Genomic DNA, 5,656 nt, shown 5'->3' with positions numbered 1-5,656 from the left:
CCAACACAGCGGGCAATCTCATGAGAGATTGTCGAAGCGCTTCTACCAATTTCTTTTGCAATGATACGCATTGACAACCCTTCTCTGAGTAAAACTTCTATACGTCCGCGATCAAATGCGGTAAGCTGATGATAATGACTCATAATGTTTCCTCACGTTCTGTATGTTCTAGACAAACTACATTTTACGCTGGTTCATTATGAGTCAGCTTTTATTTAGCTTAGTGTTGCACTTGAATTGTAAATTCAAGAAAATAAAAAAACCAGCCTACTGATAGTTTTTTACACCTTATATAAAATAATCATATAGAGAGAAAAAAGGTGTGATAAACTTCCCGAATGTAAATGAGATTTTTTCTGGGATATAAGAGAGGAAATTTGGTATGGCTGGGATTGATATGCCAATTTTAAACGCGGTACGTAAGGTTATAGATTTAAAACATATTTCTGTGCGAGACATTTTACAACATACAGCTATTTCAAGCGGTCGTTATTACACGTTTATCAATGGACAAGGTGATATTACGGTGCATAAACTTCACGCTATTTTAAAAACGCTGAACGTGGGATTAGCCGAAATCGGCATGTATATGCCACGTGAGGAAATGGCGCAGGAGCAGACATTTGATCAAATGATGGCAGCGATTGACAGTTATCGTCAAACACGGTCAGTGACAGGCATTATTGAATTAGCGAAAAATGGTGACGATTGGGGCGTTGCGACGCTACCTGAGGAAATGATTGTACGGTTGAAGCCGGTATTGCTGGACTTGCTGCGTCGAAGCGAGAATTACACATTGGCTGAGATAAAGGTCGTGTTACTGTATTTGAATTATTTTACATACGACGATTTACGTGAACAGTACAAGAAATTGCTACGAGGGATTCGCTTGCAAATTCAGATAAGTGAAGAACATGGTGGCGCCATTCGCCATGAGGCAGTCCAAGTTATTAGTATGTTGCTCTTTGAATTGATTGTTATGCATGCTGAACATGGGCAACGTGCGTTTATGGATGAATTGGTTGAAATTTTTTATAGCATGAAGCTCAAAGTCGATGATTGGACGACGTCAGTTTTACGCGAAGTCATTAATGTTATTCGACTTGTTATTGCTGGAAAGCAGTCATTAGCAAATCAAAAATATGATACGGTACGTGAGATGATTCGAATCTTCCAACCCGAAGAGAACTGGCCTTACTTTGAACGTGTGATGGGCGAGTCATTTGAATCGTTTACGTTACAGTTTTTATGGGTCGAATTGGAGGGCAATCATGGAATGGCTATTGGGTAAGCGCGAACACCAGAAGTTGCAGGTTGTACGCTTTTTATATCAACAAAATAAGACGAGTGTGCCGTTGCTTGAAGTCGAACGTCACTTTAACGTATCTAAGTATATGGCGAAGACTTTGCTAAATGAAATTGTTATGGATGAAACGAGATTCGGCATCGTGAATACGGCGGCGTTGAAGTTTGAAGAAAAGGGTGGCATGATTTCGTGGACGCCTGGGTATCAAGTTAATATCATGCGACTGGAATATTTTTATACAATTGAGTCGCATGCTTTAGCGATGTTGGTTCACGGCATGTCGGGTAATGCAATTTCATCAGCCACATTTGCGGATCAGCTTAACATTGCGGGGAATCATCTGGTAGCTGATCTAACGCTGTTGAATGAACGATTAGCTGGTAGTGGGGTGTCATTGAGCAACAATATGCAATTAGTTGGTAGTGAGTCAACAATCCGCATCATGATGTATCGTGTATTGGCGGATATTGTTGAATCTGAAGATGATTTGGAACGCTATTTTCCTGAACAAATATTATCTTTGACTCGTCAAACGGTGGCGTTTTTTGAAGGAAACCACGTGGTGAGTTTGAATAACGTCCAACGAATTCGATTGTTCGTTTTCCTGGGTGTTTGGATTACACGACTACAATCTAGTCCAACGATTGATCGAAACGAGGCGATTAGTAACATATTTGAATCGACGATCGAAAATGATGATGAGTTGAAGATGCCGTACCGAACGTTACGAGCAATTGTGTTGCGCTATCGTCGGTTGATGCCAGAATGCTTAGATGCAGAGGCAAATTTTGCGATGGGTGTTTTGATGACGGATGCGATTTTGCATGGCAATATGATGGATCATGCGACCCCAGCGTTGCGAGATATGTATGATACGGTCTTTCAAAACGTCACAACAACCTACCGTGAATTTTTTGGTGAGGCGCTGCCGGAGAGTCAAAAAAGCAGCTGGCCATTGCTACTGATTCAGCCGGTAGTGGTACTGATGTTTTTGCGTCGTATTAATTATCAGGCCGAAGATGGGATGGCAACCGGGCACACGCTTTACCCAACGTATAAGCTGTTTACGCAAAAAGTACTCCGTCATGTCGGTTTGTCATTTGATGAGCGGACAGACACGATTTTGCGTCGAATGGAAATTGATTTTTATAACGCCTTTTTGCAGGCGATGCCTCGCGACAAGATGTTGCCAATGATTCGCGTGCGCTTAGATTATCAAGATAATTTGTTGGCACAGCATATCCAACGTATGATTACGACGACGGAAATGCTGAATGTCGCGTTTGTGACGGATGGAGAAGAAGCGCCTGACATTGTCATTGCGGATCGATTGACGATGTCTGATGAAACAACGCTGTTCGTCTGGCCATCTTCACCATCATTTGCTGAATACGATATCTTTTTGCACACAGCAACAAAGAAGATGATGGCGATTTTTGAAACGCAAATTTATTAATTATCCCAAATAGGTGAAACGTTTTTGCAAACCCTCTTAAACTAGCGTACACTGGTACAGTTGCTTTTTATTAGTAACCGCGAGAGAGTCCTCGCGTAACAAAGTAAACTGAAGAAAGAGGTTTTCATGATGAATGAACCACAAAAGACGCCATCATTTTCTTGGGCGCACGTTGCAAAGATTTTTAAGCCATCTTGGTACGTTGAACAAATGCGTGGCTGGGCATTACCATCTTACTTGTTGTTGATGTTCGGCTTTGGTTTTTTGATCAGTCAAACGATTGCTAATCCGATTACGAGGATGGCTATTTGGACATTGGCTGCTGCATTGTTGGGATTTACAACAACGCTAGCAATTACCAATGCCCGACCAATTAATGGTATTTTGGGATTGATTTCAGCCCTTGTTTACATCGGGTTGGCCTTGGATGCTGGTAATCCTGCCGATGCAGTTTTGCAATTCGTTTATATTATTTTGCTTGATTTGCCAGTTATTTTGATGCCATCATGGTCAGAGAACGTTGCAACGCGAGTACGTAAGTTGAGCGAAGTGAAGGAACGCGGTGAGAAGATGACTTTTGCAAAGACGCGTACGTTCTTTGTATTGGTATTTATTGTTTCTTACATTGCGCTTTACTTCTTTGACGTCTACGTAACGCACTCACCACGTCCAATGATCGACGCTGGGGCAGCGGCCATTGGTATCACGGGTGCCGTTTTGACGACGTTGCGCTTCTCAGAAGCCTACTACATGTGGTTCTTGCAAGGTATTGCCCAAGTTGTTTTGTGGGGTGTTACGGCCGCACAAGGGGATGCCTCATTGGTCTTGTTCTTCACGTACATGTTGTACATGGGAAATGACTTGATTGCTTTCTTTGCTTCTCCTTGGTTTAAGAAGAGCATGCGAATTGCCGACCACGACTAACAAATAACAATTAAAAGTTGACATTTTCTGGAATTGGTGTATTATTAAGTTCCGGGCTCTTGTATTAGGTTACAAGACGTAATCAAAGTTGATTAACGCTCCCAAGGCTATAATAGCATTGGGAGCTTTTTTATTTTTTTATTGCTCCTGCAAACAGAACTCGGAGGATTGTTTTTTATGACAGCTAAGTACGTCTTTGTTACTGGTGGTGTTGTTTCATCATTGGGTAAGGGTATCGTCGCAGCATCATTGGGTCGCTTGTTGAAGAACCGCGGCTTCAAGATTGCCGTACAAAAGTTTGATCCATACATTAACGTCGACCCAGGAACGATGTCACCATACCAACACGGTGAGACTTTCGTTACTGATGACGGTTTGGAAACTGATTTGGACTTGGGACACTATGAGCGTTTCATCGACATTAACTTGAACAAGTACTCAAACGTTACGTCAGGACGTGTGTACTCTGAAGTTTTGGCTAAGGAACGTCGTGGTGACTATGATGGTGCAACTGTTCAAGTTATCCCACACATCACGAACGCTTTGAAGGAAAAGATGATGCGCGCCGCTGAAACAACGGACGCTGACATCGTGATTACTGAAGTTGGTGGTACGGTTGGTGATATCGAATCATTGCCATTCATTGAAGCTTTGCGTCAAATGAAGCGTGAAGTAGGTGCCGAAAACGTTGCCTACATCCACACGTCATTGATTCCATACTTGCGTGCCGCAGGAGAGATGAAGACGAAGCCAACGCAACACTCAGTTGCTGAGTTGCGTTCATTGGGTATCCAACCTGACATGTTGGTTGTTCGTACTGAGCAACCAATCACGCCAGAGATGCGCGAGAAGTTGGCTTTGTTTACGGACGTTGCGCCTGAAGCCGTTATCGAGTCATTGGACGTTGATATCTTGTACGAAATTGCATTGAACATGCAAAAGCAAGGTATGGACGATGTTATCTTGAAGCGTTTGGGATTGACGGCTGAACCAGCTGACATGACTGAATGGACAGCTATGATCGAAAAGATCCGCAACTTGAAGAAGAAGTTGAAGATTACGTTGGTTGGTAAGTATGCTGATTTGCAAGACGCATACATTTCAGTTAACGAAGCATTGCGTGCCGGTGGTTACGCAGTTGATGCTGATGTTGAAATCAATGCAATCAACTCAGAAAAGGTTAACGACGAAAACGTTTCTGAATTGTTGGCCGATGCCGATGGTGTTATCGTGCCTGGTGGATTCGGAGCGCGTGGAACTGAAGGTAAGATTTCAGCTATCCAATTCGCCCGTGAGAACAATGTGCCATTCTTGGGCGTATGCTTGGGAATGCAATTGGCTTCAGTTGAGTTTGCCCGTCACGTCCTTGGATACGACGATGCTAACTCAATCGAGTTGAACCCAGAGACGTCAGCACCAGTTATCGCGTTGATGAACGACCAAAAGGAAGTTACGGATCGTGGTGGTACATTGCGTCTTGGTTTGTACCCAGCTGACTTGAAGGATGGTACGTTGACGAAGGACATTTACGAGGGTCAAGATGAGATCCAAGAGCGTCACCGTCACCGTTACGAATTTAACATCGACTACCGTAAGGAATTTGAGGATGCCGGTATGGTCTTCTCAGGTACTTCACCTGACGATCGTTTGATGGAAATTATTGAGTTGCCAGAGAATGACTTCTTCGTGGCTGCCCAATACCACCCAGAATTCTTGTCACGTCCATACCGTCCAGAACCTTTGTACGGTGCCTTTGTGAAGGCTGCGTTGGATAAGAAGGAAGCTTAATTATAGAGCTGTAAAAAGGCTAATCTTGCATGTGCAAGGTTAGCCTTTTTCTTTTGGTGAATTGTCAATTCAACCGGAACACTTGAGATAAATAATATTCTTTAGCCGATCTCCAGCCGAAAAGCTTTCGAGGTCGGCTATTAATTTGCTCAACCATTTGTTCAATGTATTCGTCTGAATAA

Annotated in this window: 5 protein-coding genes; 4 read left to right on the top strand and 1 reads right to left on the bottom strand. The window is 43.1% G+C overall.

Going from position 1 to position 5,656, the window contains the following annotated elements; genetic code table 11:
* On the bottom strand, nucleotides 1–143 hold a 143-nt coding region (locus tag C6P11_RS11505), incomplete at its 3' end, for a helix-turn-helix domain-containing protein (protein WP_135520668.1).
* 239 nt (nucleotides 144–382) lie between these two features.
* Here C6P11_RS11505 and C6P11_RS09595 point away from each other — a divergent pair.
* The 4 genes from C6P11_RS09595 (at nucleotide 383) to C6P11_RS09580 (ending at nucleotide 5,474) form a co-directional block, all read left to right on the top strand.
* Nucleotides 383–1,291, top strand: a complete 909-nt coding sequence (locus C6P11_RS09595) for a hypothetical protein (RefSeq protein ID WP_135520666.1) — start codon at nucleotides 383–385, stop codon at nucleotides 1,289–1,291.
* Nucleotides 1,272–2,762: a helix-turn-helix domain-containing protein gene (locus tag C6P11_RS09590; RefSeq protein ID WP_135520664.1), complete on the top strand. Its 1,491-nt coding sequence runs from the start codon at nucleotides 1,272–1,274 to the stop codon at nucleotides 2,760–2,762. Before C6P11_RS09595 ends, C6P11_RS09590 begins: the two co-directional genes overlap by 20 nt.
* Nucleotides 2,763–2,891: 129 nt before the next feature.
* Nucleotides 2,892–3,686: a nicotinamide riboside transporter PnuC gene (gene pnuC, locus C6P11_RS09585; RefSeq protein ID WP_135520670.1), complete on the top strand. Its 795-nt coding sequence runs from the start codon at nucleotides 2,892–2,894 to the stop codon at nucleotides 3,684–3,686.
* 177 nt (nucleotides 3,687–3,863) lie between these two features.
* Nucleotides 3,864–5,474, top strand: coding sequence for a CTP synthase (locus C6P11_RS09580; protein ID WP_056972387.1), 1,611 nt, complete (start codon nucleotides 3,864–3,866; stop codon nucleotides 5,472–5,474).
* Nucleotides 5,475–5,656 lie beyond the last annotated feature (182 nt).

Source organism: Weissella confusa (assembly GCF_004766315.1).
Taxonomy (GTDB): Bacteria; Bacillota; Bacilli; order Lactobacillales; family Lactobacillaceae; genus Weissella; species Weissella confusa_A.
This window is presented reverse-complemented; position numbering and strand designations above follow the sequence as displayed.